This window comes from Defluviimonas aquaemixtae (assembly GCF_900302475.1).
Taxonomy (GTDB): Bacteria; Pseudomonadota; Alphaproteobacteria; order Rhodobacterales; family Rhodobacteraceae; genus Albidovulum; species Albidovulum aquaemixtae.
Map to the genome: position 1 here is coordinate 780,438 of NZ_OMOQ01000001.1, position 12,990 is coordinate 793,427.

A 12,990-nucleotide genomic window follows, 5' to 3' on the forward strand; every position below is an offset into this window, starting at 1 on the left:
CGCACCGGATGTCGGCTGGTTCCACGCGCACCGGTCTGTCGCTGCTCTCGCCGGCCTTCCTAGTGATGGCGGCGACGTTGCTCGCGCCGGTCGTGGCGCTGGTCGTCATGTCGTTCTGGAGCCAGTCGGGCTTCGACATCGACCGGAGCTTCACGCTGAAGAACTACGCCCAACTCGTCCGGCCGGGCGAGGGCGTCGTCTGGTACGGCATCCGCTTTCCCTTCGCCTATCCGGTGCCCGCGGTCCTGATGGTCAAGTCGCTGGCCATGTCTCTGGTTGCCACGATCTGCGTGATCGGCGTCGCCTGGCCGATGGCCTATTTCCTGGCCTTCCGCGTCACGCGCAACAAGGCCATGTGGATCATCCTTCTCACGATCCCGTTCTGGACGAGCTACCTCCTCAGGGTCTTTTCGTGGAAGATCGTGCTCGGCTTCAACGGCGCGATCAATTCCGGGCTGATGTGGCTCGGCGTGATCGACGCGCCCCTCGAATTCCTGCTCTACAACCCGATCGCGGTGATGATCACGCTCGCCCATAGCTGGATCGCATTCGCGGTGCTGCCGATCTATGTGAGCCTGGAGAAGATTGACCGGTCGCTGCTCGAAGCCGCGTCGGACCTCGGCGACAGCCGCTGGGCGCGGTTCCGGCGGATCACTCTGCCTCTGTCGATGCCCGGCACGATCGCCGCGACGCTTCTCGTCTTCATCCCGACCGTAGGCGACTACGTCACCCCGACGCTGGTCGGCGGCCCCGGCGGCACGATGATCGGCAGCCTGATCCAGCAGCTCTTTCTCCGGCAGGACAACGCCCCCCTCGGCGCGGCAATCTCCATCGTGATGATGCTGATCATCGCAGCCTTCGTCGGGCTTTTCCTCTGGCTCATCGGCTATGGCCGGATGCGGCGGAGGGTCGGGTGATGCGGCGCCTGGACCTTCTGCCCGTCTACGCGGTGTTCTTCGTGCTGTTCCTCTACGGTCCGATGCTCCTCATGCCTCTCTTTTCCTTCAACGACGCGAATTTCGCGACCTTTCCGCTCAAGGGTTTCACCGCTCGCCACTACGCCGGCATGGGCTCTAACACCTCGATGCTGACCGCGCTCGAGAACTCGCTGATCGTCGGCGTCGCGGTGTCGGTCGTCGCGACCGCGCTCGCGCTGCCGGCGGCCTTGGCGCTCACGCGCTACCGGGTGCCGGGCGGCGGCGCGATCCTGTCGTTCATGATGCTGCCGCTCGTCGTGCCCTCGATCGTCCTGGCCGTCGGGCTTCTCGTCGTGGTGCTGCGTGTCCTCGGCGTGCCGCTCTCGCTCTGGACGGTGGCTGCGGGCCATCTGATGCTCTGCATTCCCTTCGGAATGACGGTCCTCATGTCGCGGCTCGAAGGCTTCGATCGGAGCCTCGAGGAAGCTTCGCGCGATCTCGGGGCGGGGGGCTGGGACACGTTCCGCCGGGTGACGCTGCCGCTCGCCGCGCCGGGGGTTATCTCGAGCCTTCTGCTCTGCTTCATTATCTCGTTCGACGAGTTCGTGATCTCGTTCTTCCTGACCGGCACGGACAACACGTTGCCGGTCTTCCTCTTCTCCCAGCTCCGGTTCCCGAACCGTCTGCCGGGCACGCTGGCGCTCGGCTCGCTCATCCTCGTGGGCTCGGCGGCGCTCGTGATCCTGGCCGAGATCGTGCGCAAGCGCGGAGTCGCGTCCGACAATCCCGGGGACCTGTGATGAACGGTCCGATCATCCGGCTTGAGGGCGTGGAGAAGGTCTTCGGCGAGTTCCGGGCGCTGAAGGACATCACCTTCGACATCGCGCCCGGCGAATTCTTCTCGCTGCTCGGCGCGTCGGGTTGCGGCAAGACCACGCTACTGCGCATCCTCGCCGGGATCGAGCAGCCGACGCGCGGCGAGGTGACGATCGACGGAAAGCCGATGGCGGGCGTGCCCGCGAACAAGCGGCCGACCAACATGGTCTTCCAGAGCTATGCGATTTTCCCCCATCTCACGGTGCGCGAGAACATCGGCTACGGCCTGGTCTACCAGAAGCTCGCCAAGGCCGAGGCGAAGGCGCGCACCGACGAGGCGATCGAACTCGTCAAGCTCGCCGGCCTCGGCGAGCGGAGCGCGCATCAGCTCTCGGGCGGCCAGCGGCAGCGCGTGGCGCTCGCCCGGGCGCTCGTCTGCCGACCCAAGGTGCTGCTTCTGGACGAACCGCTTTCCGCGCTCGACAAGAAGCTGCGCGAGGAGATGCAGCAGGAGCTACGCTCGCTCCAGCGGACGGTCGGGATCACCTTCGTCTTCGTCACACACGACCAGGAAGAGGCGTTGACGCTGTCGGATCGCATCGCCGTCATGTCCGGTGGAAGGGTTCTGCAGATCGACACTCCACAGGGGCTCTACGAACGACCGAACTGCCTAGATGTGGCAGGATTCGTCGGCACTATGAACCTTTTCCCGGCGAAGGTGACGCGCGCGGAGGGCAGCCGAACCGTCGCAAACGGCGCCGGGATGGGCGAGCTTGTCGGACATTCGCATGATCGCCCCTCAGCCGTCGGCGCCGCCGTTTTCATTGCTGTCCGGCCTGAAAAGATAGTGATCGAGGTCGGTGCGAATATGCCGGGACTGAACCGCTTGGTGGGACGGATTTCCTCGATTTCGTATCTCGGCGACCGGAGCCACTACCTCGTCGAGGTCGAGGGGCTCGCCGAGCCGGTCGCGGTCTATCTGTCCAATCCGGCGGGGCGGGCGCTGCACGGAGCCGCTGGCGCCGAGGTCACTCTATCGTGGGACGAAACGAGCGCGCTCGTCCTTGAGCGGTAGCGTCGGCCCTTGGGATATGCGCCGGAGATGGGGCTCACTCACTCACGCGGGTTGTTCAGTTGCCTGCTTGCGCAAAGTCACGCCTTCGCCTCACGATGCGGCACACGCAGGACTTCGGCATCGTCGGGCACATTTCCTCGACAACCCGGTTGAGCGTGCCAAGATTGCCCGAAACAGGCGAGGTTATCGCAGATGAAACCGATAGAAAGCTCAGAACGCCGTGTCGCCAACCTTAAAACGGCGGAGTTTCGACCCTGGGACGAAACTGGCGTGACAGAGCGCGGCACGTCGATCTTGCAGCTCAATCCAGATGCGCCGCGCGGAACCGGGTTCTACATCTACAAGATGGAACCGGGCGCCCGGTCCGCGCCGCACCGCCATGGCGGCGCCGAGGAGTTCCTGATCCTGGAAGGGACGCTGATCGAAAATGACGGCACCGTCTATGTACAGGGCGATGTCGTCTGGCTGGCGCCCGGAACCGAGCACACATCGTATACCGAGACCGGGTGTCTGATCGCCGTCTACGCCGAGACGGAGGAGACCACCCTGCCGGGCTAGGGTTTCTGCCCCCGGAAATGGTGTGGGCAGTGTTCACCCGACTCTACGACCTGCACCATCGCGGTCCAGGTCTTGATTTGATCGGCCACGGCCTGGGCCCCGAGAATGTCCACAAACCGTTGCCTGCCGCCACCGGATAGCCAACCCAGTTCCTCCTGCGCCCGTTCGCGATACCACTGATTGCGGTTCGTCAGGCGCACCTTCGTGAATCCCGCCTGCCTGAGCGCCCGCTCGTAGCGGACCGGCGAGGCCATGCCGAAGTCGAGGTCTTCGCATGTCAGATAATACGCCATCTCGGGCGAGGGGGCGCCGTCATGCGAAATCATCCAATCCGACGCCGCGAACCAGCCGCCGGGCCTGAGGACGCGGAACGCTTCGGCGGCCAGCGCTTCCTTGTCCCGGATGTGAACGATGGAATCCTTGGAAAAGATAATGTCCACTGACGCATCCGGCAGCGGAAACGGGCCGGGCTCGACGCGGCGGAATTCGATCCTCTCGGCAAGGCCTGCTTCCGCGACCAGTTGACGTGCCGCTTCGCAGACATCGTCCTCGACATCGATCCCGACGACACGGCCCGCGCCGTGTTCACGGACCAGCGTCATTGCGACACCTCCGGCACCAGAGCCCACGTCGAGAACGGTCTTTCCCGCAAGGTCGAGACCCTCGACAATCCGAGCGACCTCCTCCGGTCCACCGGGCGAGAGATACCCTTCGCCCCAGAGTTCACCCAGGAACGCGATAATGCTGCGGTTGTAGTGCTCCGTCGCGCTCATACCGCGTCGCTCTTGATGCCCAACCCGGTCCGAAAGTGATCCGTGTGCGCCGGGAAGGCCGCGGAAAGATATGTGGCCGCCAGGCGCATGGGGCGGTCGAGATCCGGAGCCTGGTCAGACAGATACATCGCGAGCCAGAGCCCGTCGGTCATCGCGTCGATCCCGACCGCGATATCGTCGGCCGCGGTGACGGACCTTCCCTCGGCCTGCAACAGTGCCGTGCAGGCGCTGCGCATGGCCAGCGCGCGCTCGGCCTCGAACGAACCGGAGATCTCGCCATAGATTGGGCGTGCGTTGGCCTCGCCCCAGAAGGCATGCCAGATGATCAGCGATTCCGCATTGCAGATCGCGGGCGAGAAATCGGACCGGATCAACGCGACGATCTGCGCCGCCGGATCCGGACCCGCCTCTGCGACGGCGGTCTGCCAATGGACCTGGTATGTTTCATACTGCCTGCGCAGTGCGGCACCCAGAAGCGACTGCTTGTTACGAAAGTAGAAAACCGCAACCCCTTGTGACAGCCCGGCCTCGTCGGACACGCTGGCCAGCGTTGTCCCCGACAGTCCGTTCCGGACGATCGAACGCAAGGTTGCGTCGATGATCTGGTCGCGCCGGCGCTCTGCGTTCTCGGCCCGCTCCTTGCGCGGACGCTCAGTCATTTCGCGTCGGGTCACCAACTTCGCCTCCCGTGTCATCGTAGTTGCAGTATCGCGCGCGTCTTCGACTGCCACAATATCCGAGCATGGCAAAGCGAAGAAAGAATTTATTTGAGCGCTCAATGAAATTAAACTAGACTTGCCCCGTTATATCCCCGGCTGCGGTTTCGCCGGAAGTACGAGGCACCCCATGTCAGACCTTTCCTCCAACGCCGCAATTCCCAGCGCCGTTCCTGCTGAAGTTGTCCGCGGCTGGGACAACGAACACTGCCTGCATCCTTGGGAAACCATGGGGACCAGCGACCCTGACAGGGATATCGCCGCCGGCGCGGAGGGCATATACATCCTGGACCCCAGCGGACGGCGGTTCATCGACGGCCCGGGCGGCATGTGGTGTGTTCAGATCGGCTACGGCCGCAAGGAAATGGCGAACGCGATCGCCGAACAGACAATGCGGCTTGCCTATCACTCGCCTTGGGCCTTCGCGTCCGAACCCTCGGCATTGCTGGCGCGGCGGATTGCGCAGATGGCGCCAGGCGATCTCAACACCGTCTTCTTCGCGACCGGCGGATCCGAGGCGGTCGACAGCGCGCTGCGCTTCGTCCAGTTCTACAACAACCTGAGGGGACGGCCGGAGAAGAAGCTGATCATCGCCCGCGAGAAGGGATATCACGGGTCGACCTATCTCGCGGCCACGGTGACGGGGAAAGAGCGTAGCCGCTCGCGCCTGGATATCGAGAGTCGGCTGGTCCGCTTCATCGGCAACGTCAATCCCTATGTCCGGCCCAAGGACATGCCCGTGAACGCCTGGTGCGACGCCAAGGTCGCCGAACTGGAACAGGCGATCCTCGACGCCGGCCCCGAGAACGTCGCCGCTTTCATCGCGGAACCGGTGCTCGCATCGGGTGGCGTGATCGTGCCGCCGCCCGGCTATCATGCCCGGACGCTGGAGGTCTGCCGCCGTCACGACGTGCTCTACATCTCGGACGAGGTCGTCACCGCATTCGGGCGCCTCGGCCACTGGTTCGCGTCCGAGGACGTGTTCGGCATCACGCCCGACATCATCACCTGCGCCAAGGGGCTGACCTCGGGTTACCTGCCGCTCGGCGCGATGATCCTGTCGGACAGGCTCTGGAACGAGATCGCGTCAGACGACCGCGAGCACATCATGTTCTCGAACGGTTACACCTATTCCGGTCATCCGGTGTGTTGCGCCGCGGCGCTGAAGAACATCGAGATCATCGAGTCCGAGGGACTGCTCGAGCATGTCAGGGCCGTCACACCGCATTTCCAGGCCCGGCTGAATAATCTGTCGCGGCACGAGATCGTCGGCGACACCCGCGGCATGGGCCTGATCGGCTGCGTCGAGGGCGCCGCGGCGCCCGACCTGCCGGAGGAAAAGCGCCTGGCGATCGATTCCGAGTTCGGCGCCCGCGTCGACGCGAAATGCGACGCGATGGGCCTGATCGTCCGCCCACTGATCAACATGTGCGTTTTCTCGCCGCCGCTGATCATCACGGAAAGCCAGGTCGACCAGATGTTTGACATCCTCGATCGCGCGATCGGCCAGGTACAGAAGGAGATGTTGTGACTGGGTCGCCGTTCCGGCTGGTCGATCGAAGCGGCGTTTCTCGTGTGAAGATACGGCTTGTTGGCAAGTCCGTGCAGTCCTACCGTTTTATCAGAGGGGCAGGCGGGTGCATCGCTCAGCCCCCAAAACAGGGAGCGTAACATGAAACACATATTTGGATTGATCGGCTGGACCGCCGCCGGGGTATTGACCGCGTCGACCGCGCTGGCCGAACTCGTGGTCTTCGACTGGGCCGGCTACGAGGACCCGGAGTTCTACGCGAGCTACACGGCCAAGCACGGCGCTGGCCCGACCTTCGCCTTCTTTGGCGACGAGGAGGAGGCATTCCAGAAGCTGCGCGCCGGTTTCAAGGCCGACTTGGCGCATCCCTGCTCGCAATCCGTCGTCAAGTGGCGTGAGGCGGGGCTGCTGGAGCCGCTCGACACGTCGAAGATCGCTGAGTGGGACTCCGTCATCGAAGGATTCCGCGATATGCCCGGCTTTTCGGACGGCGGGCAGCAATATGTGCTGCCTCTCGACTGGGGCGCGACCGCGATGACCTATCGGACAGACCTTGTGACCGAAGAGGAATCCTCCAGCCTGCAAAGCTTCGCCGATCCGAAATGGCAGGGGCGTATCTCCATCGGTGACAATGTCGACGATGCCTATGCGCTCGGCTTCCTCGCGATCGGCGTGACCGACTGGACCACGGCGACCGATGAGCAGTTCAAGGCCGCCTCTGATTTCCTGCGCAAGGTGCACAAGAATGTGCGCGCCTACTGGCAGGACGGCGCCACGCTCGCGCAGCTGATGGCCTCGGGCGAGGTCGCGCTGGCCTGGGCGTGGAACGAGACCACGGCCCAGATGCAGGCAGAGGGCCACCCGGTCGAGATGAAGCGCGATACGCAGGAGGGCTCGTCGACCTGGGTCTGCGGCTATGTCAAGCTGAAGGGTGGCGAAGGCTCGGAAGAAGAGATGTACGACTTCCTGAACGCCTGGCTGGAGCCGCGCACGGCGGAATACATCGTCAGCGCCTGGGGTTACGGCCATTCCAACGGGGTCGCCATGAACGCGATCGACACCGAGACGCTTCAGGCCACGGGCTTCGATGATCTCGACCGCTACAAGGCCAATACGCTCTGGCAGGCGCCGGTGCCCTCGGCGCTGCGCGAAAAGATGATCGCCGAGTTCGAGCGCATCAAGGCCGGGTTCTGAGGGCGGCGTCTTTCGCTTGGGGAAAGCTGGTAATGAATGACGGGCCCGTTCTGAAATCCGGCTTCAACGGACTGACGCGGGCACAGCCCGCGCTGCCGGCTTCGTGGTACATCGACCCCGCCCACCATGACCGCGAGATGGCGCAGATATGGGGGCGGAACTGGGTCTATCTCTGCCGGGCCGAAACACTCGCGGGCCCGCGCGCCTTCCGGACCTTCGATATCGCCGGCCAGCCGGTGCTCATCGTGCGTGACGCCGGGGACGCGCTGAAGGGGTTCTTCAACACCTGCCGCCACAGGGGCTCGATCCTCTGCACCCAGGCCGAGGGAACCCTGAAGAAGGAGCTGATCACCTGCCCCTATCACCAGTGGACCTATGACCTGAAGGGCCGCCTGCGGGCCACGGGGCCGATGCGTCCGGTGGTCGGGTTCGAGCGGGCGGACCATCCGCTGCTGCCGATCGCCGTCGCCGAATGGGGCGGCTTCGTCTTTGTCAATCTGGACCCGAAGGCCGCGGCGTTCGAGACCCTCTACGGCGCCGAGACCACCTATGTCGCGAATTGGCCCTTGGCCGAGATGCGGGTCGGGCATACCTACTCCAAGTCGCTGAACTGCAACTGGAAGATCTTCTGGGAGAACTTCAACGAGTGTTTGCATTGCCCAAATATCCATCCGGAGCTCTGCGATCTCGTGCCGATCTACGGCAGGGCAATCATGGCACGCCGGGACGACCCGGACTGGCAGGCCCATGCCGATGACATGGCGCCGCATGTCTCCGGCGGGCTGCGCGACGGGGCGGAGACCTGGTCGATGGACGGGGCCGCGCAAGGTACCCTGCCGGGGCTGACCGAGGACGACCTGGTGCCCGGCCAGCGCTATGTGACCGTCACGCCGTCGTGCTTTTTCGCCCATCACCGCGACCATGTGCGTGCTGTCCGGATCACCCCGACGGGACCGGAGACGATGGAGCTGTCCGCCGAGTGGCTCTTCCACCCCGATCTGCTGGCGCAGCCCGGCTTCGATTTGGCCCGGATCACCGATTTCGGCACCCTCGTCATGGAGCAGGATGGCGCCGCCTGCGCGTTGAATCAGGCGGGGCTCAGGGCGCGCCCGTTCGGGCACGGCGTCCTGATGCAGGAGGAATACGAGGTCTTCCTGTTCCAAGACTGGGTTCGCGGCCGGCTGGGCGAACCGATGCGGGGGCAGGGTGCCGCCAGCCGGGCCAGCCGACGGGCGGAGCACCCGAACAAGGCGTAGCCGCCCGATGATCAGTCAAGCAGCACGATCGAATCCGGGCTCCAGGCCACGCGCGCCATGTCGCCCTGGGTCAGGATCCGGCGTCCGGCAGTGTTCCGCATCGAGATGGTCGCGGGCGCTTCGACACCTGGCAGACGGACGACGTAGTAGGTCATGTCGCCGTAGTAGGCGGCGTCGACCACTTCACCCGTGACCTCGCGCTCGGCGCGCTCGTCCTCGTCCAGCAGGACCGTCAGCATTTCGGGTCGAATGCCTGCCGACACCGCCTTGCCGTTCGGGCCGCCCGGCGCTTGGTCCGCGGTGATCTCGATGGCGCCCAGCCCGGCCACGTCGAGTGCGATGCGGCCCCCCACCTCGCCGGTCACCGCGGCCGGCAGGAAGTTCATGATTCCGATGAAGCTGGCCACCTGACGCGACACGGGCCGGCTGTAGAGCTCTTCGGGGCTCGCGAGCTGGGCGATCCGGCCGTCGAACATGACGCCGATGCGGTCGGACATGGTCAGCGCCTCTTCTTGGTCGTGGGTGACCAGCATGAAGGTGATCCCGACCTGGCGTTGCAGGCGGCGCAGCTCCGTCTGCATCTGCTCGCGCAGCTTCTTGTCTAAGGCCGAGAGCGGCTCGTCCAGAAGCAGCACCTTCGGCCGCATGACAAGCGCCCGTGCGAGCGCGACGCGTTGGCGCTGGCCTCCCGATAGCGTGTGGCTGGCGCGCACCCCGTAGCCCGCGAGATCGACCATGGCAAGCGCCTCGTCGACCCGGCGGGTCTCCTCCGCTTTGCCGAGGCGCTGCCTCTTCAGGCCGTAGGCGACGTTTTCGGCGACCGACAGGTGCGGGAAGATAGCGTAGGACTGGAAGACCATGTTGGTTGGACGCCGGTTGGCGGCGACGCCGGCCATGGACTTGCCGTCAATCATCACGGTGCCCGAGCTCGGTTCCTCGAAACCCGCGATCACGCGAAGGAGCGTGGTCTTGCCGCAGCCCGACGGGCCGAGGAGCGAGAAGAACTCGCCCTGTCTGATGGTCGCAGAAACGCCGGCCAGCGCGGTCACCTCGCCAAAGTGCTTTTCGACCCTGTCGAGGCTGATGATGGGTTCCGTCATATCGGCCCTCCGGCGGTACCCATACCCTGACGGCGGTTCGCGCGACGCCGGAAAAACTCGGCGGACGCCAGCAGAGCAAGCGAGACCAGAAGCATCAGGAATCCCAGCGCCATGACCGAAGGCAGCTTGGCGGTGAAGCGCAGCTGGCTCCAGATATAGACCGGCAGAGTCGGTTCGATCCCGGTCAGGAAGAAGGCGATAATGAACTCGTCAAGCGAGATGGTGAATGAGATCAGCAACGACGCGATCACGCCGGGAAGCACTAGCGGGAATGTCACACGGCGAAAGGTGCCGAAGCGGCTCTCGCCGAGGTCATAGGATGCTTCCTCGAGCGACTGGTCGAGGCTCTGAAAGGCGGATGACAGGATTGCGATGGCAAACGGCGTGCAGATCAGCACGTGACCCAGGATGACGGTCCAGAGGGACAGGTCTAGGCCGAGCTGGATCAGGACCACCAGAAGCGCCACCGCGATGATGATCTCGGGCAGCACCAGAGGCAGCATGATGAAGCCGATCAGAGGCTTCTTGAACGGGAAGTCATAGCGGGTGGAGGCGCGTGCTGCACAGAGGCCCAGGATCGTCGCCAGAACCGAGGACGCGACCCCCACCATCAGCGAGTTGATGACGGCGGCATGAAGCGCCTCGGTCGCCCAGAGCTGCTCGAAGTTCCTCGTCGAGAAGCCCTTCAGCGGGAAGGCGATGATCGCCGCGTCGTTAAAGGCGAAAACCGGCAGCAGGAAGACGGGGGCGTAAAGGAAGACAAGGCAGGCCGCCGAATAGGGCCGCAGCCAGGTTCCCCGGCGCGCGCTCATTGCGGTGCGCCTTTCACTAGCGTGCGTTGGAGCCGGGCGATCAGAAGCGCGATGGCGCCGACGATCAACATCGACGAAATCGCGAGCGCCGCACCCAGCGGCGCGTTGTTGGCCTTGCCGAACTGGACCTGGATCATGTTGGCGATCATCAATCCGTCTGTTCCGCCCACTAGCCGCGGCGTGACGTAGTCGCCGACGGTGGGGATGAAGACGATCAGCGTCGCGGCCAGAACGCCGGGCATGGCCAGCGGCAGCGTGACCCGGAAGAAGCGACGGACCGGGCCGTCACCCAGATCCTCGGCGGCCTCCAGATACGCGCGGTCGATCTTGTCCAGCGCTACGAAGATCGGCAGGATTGCGAAGGGCGCCCAGGCATGGGCCAGGGTCAGCACCACCGCGTTGGCGTTGTACAAAAGGAACGTCAGCGGCTTCTCGATGATCCCGAGGCCGATCAGGCCAGAATTCAGCACCCCGTCATAGCCGAGGATCACTTTCCAGAGGAACACGCGCAACAGGTAGCTGGTCCAGAACGGGATCGTGATCAGGAAGAGCCACATCGCCTTTCTGTCGGACCGCACATGAAACGCGACGAAATAGGCGATGGGGAAGGCCAGCAGAACCGTCGCCACGGTCACGAGGCCTGAGATCACTAGGGATCGCAGCATCAGCACCCGGTAAAGCGGATCGGTCCAGGCTACGACGTAGTTCCTGAAAGTTGGCGTGCGGTCGAACTCCAGATAGGTCTGGGTCCAGAAGCTGATGACCACCACGGTAGCCAGCGGCACTGCCAGAAGCAGGAGCGCATAGAGAAGCGTTGGCGAGAGCAAGGTCAGCCCCCGGCCCGCCTGAGTCGATTTCCATCCGCCCCCAGGTTTGCCCGAAGGGCCCGCGACCGGCCCAGTCGCGCGGCGCGCTGTCATGATCGCTCGACTGGACCGACGGGCCCGTCGTCGCCTGCGCCTCCGCCCATTCCGCTCTCGCTATTCACACACTTGCGCCAGCAACGCCGCATTCAGATCGGCCATCGTGTCGGGTGCCGGCTCCTCGTCCAGATTGAGCACGGGAAGAACGGAGCGCAAGTGGTCATGGTGGGTCTTCACCCCATACTCCAGGTCCGAGAGGATGATTCCGTCATAGGCCGACGATTGCGCCGCCTCGCACGACCAGATCGTCAGCAACTGGTCCTCGGCCGATGTGATGGCGTCGATCCGGCCCGAGAGATAGCGGGCGAGCCGCATCTCGCGGCTTTCTTTGCTACGGCGGTAGATGGCGCCGCGGAGCTTGGTGTTGCCGACGCCGTCGGGAAACTCCTGATAGAAGATCGTCGAATCCGGGTAGAGCCCGATCACCGTGTTCGGGAACATGGCAACGTAGAGCCAGGCGCGCCGGTGGCTCTCCGGCAGCCAGGACGCTTCCGGAAGGATCGCCTTGTAGGCCCTCACGGACCAGAGCGAACCCGGCCCCGGGTTGAACGTGGCGAAGGAGCGAGAGGCGCCGCTGACGAAGGGCTCATCGACATAGCCCTGGCCGTAGAGGTCGTGGAGCGCCGGGTGCGCCTTGGCGACGTGGTAGCCCTCGTTGTCGACATCGCGCACGGCTTTCCAATTGACCGCAGTCTCGTCGCTCCACTGGATCTTGTCGACGGGCACCATGTCGGGCAGCGCGTAGGGCGCCAGTTCTGCGTCGAACCGGCCCATGATCCGAGCGACCGAGGGTTGGTCGCTTGTCTTGAACCGAATAAAGATGAAACCCTGCCAGATCTCGGTGTCGAGAGGCTTAAGACCCCATTCAACGGGGTCCAGATCCGGAAGGGTCTGCGGCTGCGCCGCACCGCGAAGCGTCCCGTCCAGATTGTAGGCCCAGCCGTGATAAGGGCAGATCAGCGCGCCGCGGCAGCTGCCGCGTTCTTCGGCGACCACCCGGCTGCCGCGGTGGCGGCAGAGGTTGTGGAAACCGCGCACCTTGCCATCATGGCCGCGCACGATCAGCGCACGTTCCTCGCCGACATCGAAAGTATTGTAGTCACCAGCGTCCGGCACGTCGCTGACATGGCAGGCCAGCTGCCAGTGCCTTCGGAAAAGCGCATCCTTCTCGAGCTCGAGCAGCTCGTCCGAGAAATAGGCCCAGCCGGGCAATCCAGAGCGGTCCCATTTGGGGGGAACTTTGAGTTCATCTTTTGCGGGGATCATGGTGAACAAGTTATAATGAGCGCTCAAATAAAATAACAGACGGATGCGAGCCG

13 protein-coding genes are annotated in these 12,990 nt (G+C 64.3%); 7 read left to right on the forward strand and 6 right to left on the reverse strand.

Annotation, left to right across the window (positions count from 1 at the left end; translation table 11 throughout):
* The first annotated feature begins 8 nt into the window (after positions 1 to 8).
* The 4 genes from DEA8626_RS03800 (at position 9) to DEA8626_RS03815 (ending at position 3,366) form a co-directional block, all read left to right on the forward strand.
* On the forward strand, positions 9 to 917 hold the full coding sequence (locus DEA8626_RS03800; RefSeq protein ID WP_108851720.1) for an ABC transporter permease: 909 nt from the start codon (positions 9 to 11) through the stop codon (positions 915 to 917).
* On the forward strand, positions 917 to 1,717 hold the full coding sequence (locus DEA8626_RS03805) for an ABC transporter permease (RefSeq protein WP_108851721.1): 801 nt from the start codon (positions 917 to 919) through the stop codon (positions 1,715 to 1,717). The genes DEA8626_RS03800 and DEA8626_RS03805 overlap by 1 nt, the downstream gene beginning before the upstream one ends.
* A complete protein-coding gene (locus DEA8626_RS03810) occupies positions 1,717 to 2,808 on the forward strand; it encodes an ABC transporter ATP-binding protein (protein ID WP_108851722.1) in 1,092 nt (363 codons plus the stop codon). The genes DEA8626_RS03805 and DEA8626_RS03810 overlap by 1 nt, the downstream gene beginning before the upstream one ends.
* A 192-nt stretch (positions 2,809 to 3,000) precedes the next feature.
* Positions 3,001 to 3,366 carry a cupin domain-containing protein gene (locus DEA8626_RS03815; RefSeq protein ID WP_108851723.1) on the forward strand — a complete coding sequence of 122 codons (366 nt, stop codon included), beginning with the start codon at positions 3,001 to 3,003 and terminating at the stop codon, positions 3,364 to 3,366.
* Here DEA8626_RS03815 and DEA8626_RS03820 read toward each other — a convergent pair.
* Complete coding sequence (locus DEA8626_RS03820; protein ID WP_108851724.1) at positions 3,363 to 4,139, reverse strand: methyltransferase domain-containing protein; 777 nt, start codon at positions 4,137 to 4,139, stop codon at positions 3,363 to 3,365. The two genes, DEA8626_RS03815 and DEA8626_RS03820, sit on opposite strands and share 4 nt — an antisense overlap.
* A complete protein-coding gene (locus DEA8626_RS03825) occupies positions 4,136 to 4,813 on the reverse strand; it encodes a TetR family transcriptional regulator C-terminal domain-containing protein (RefSeq protein ID WP_181366350.1) in 678 nt (225 codons plus the stop codon). The genes DEA8626_RS03820 and DEA8626_RS03825 overlap by 4 nt, the downstream gene beginning before the upstream one ends.
* A 172-nt stretch (positions 4,814 to 4,985) precedes the next feature.
* Here DEA8626_RS03825 and DEA8626_RS03830 point away from each other — a divergent pair, with 172 nt between their 5' ends.
* The 3 genes from DEA8626_RS03830 (at position 4,986) to DEA8626_RS03840 (ending at position 8,836) form a co-directional block, all read left to right on the forward strand.
* Positions 4,986 to 6,386 carry an aminotransferase gene (locus DEA8626_RS03830; RefSeq protein ID WP_108851726.1) on the forward strand — a complete coding sequence of 467 codons (1,401 nt, stop codon included), beginning with the start codon at positions 4,986 to 4,988 and terminating at the stop codon, positions 6,384 to 6,386.
* Between the two features lie 141 nt (positions 6,387 to 6,527).
* Positions 6,528 to 7,580: an extracellular solute-binding protein gene (locus tag DEA8626_RS03835; RefSeq protein ID WP_108851727.1), complete on the forward strand. Its 1,053-nt coding sequence runs from the start codon at positions 6,528 to 6,530 to the stop codon at positions 7,578 to 7,580.
* A gap of 32 nt (positions 7,581 to 7,612) precedes the next feature.
* Entirely contained in the window at positions 7,613 to 8,836 is a 1,224-nt protein-coding gene (locus DEA8626_RS03840) for an aromatic ring-hydroxylating oxygenase subunit alpha (RefSeq protein ID WP_108851728.1), read from the forward strand.
* Between the two features lie 11 nt (positions 8,837 to 8,847).
* On the opposite strand, the gene DEA8626_RS03845 is transcribed toward DEA8626_RS03840, so the two are convergent.
* The 4 genes from DEA8626_RS03845 to DEA8626_RS03860 are packed head-to-tail and all read right to left on the reverse strand — an operon-like array spanning position 8,848 to position 12,883.
* Entirely contained in the window at positions 8,848 to 9,936 is a 1,089-nt protein-coding gene (locus tag DEA8626_RS03845) for an ABC transporter ATP-binding protein (RefSeq protein WP_108851729.1), read from the reverse strand.
* Complete coding sequence (locus tag DEA8626_RS03850) at positions 9,933 to 10,748, reverse strand: ABC transporter permease (RefSeq protein WP_108851730.1); 816 nt, start codon at positions 10,746 to 10,748, stop codon at positions 9,933 to 9,935. Before DEA8626_RS03850 ends, DEA8626_RS03845 begins: the two co-directional genes overlap by 4 nt.
* On the reverse strand, positions 10,745 to 11,668 hold the full coding sequence (locus tag DEA8626_RS03855) for an ABC transporter permease (RefSeq protein WP_108851731.1): 924 nt from the start codon (positions 11,666 to 11,668) through the stop codon (positions 10,745 to 10,747). The genes DEA8626_RS03850 and DEA8626_RS03855 overlap by 4 nt, the downstream gene beginning before the upstream one ends.
* Before the next feature lie 60 nt (positions 11,669 to 11,728).
* Positions 11,729 to 12,883: an aromatic ring-hydroxylating oxygenase subunit alpha gene (locus tag DEA8626_RS03860; protein ID WP_245890742.1), complete on the reverse strand. Its 1,155-nt coding sequence runs from the start codon at positions 12,881 to 12,883 to the stop codon at positions 11,729 to 11,731.
* Positions 12,884 to 12,990: the final 107 nt, after the last annotated feature.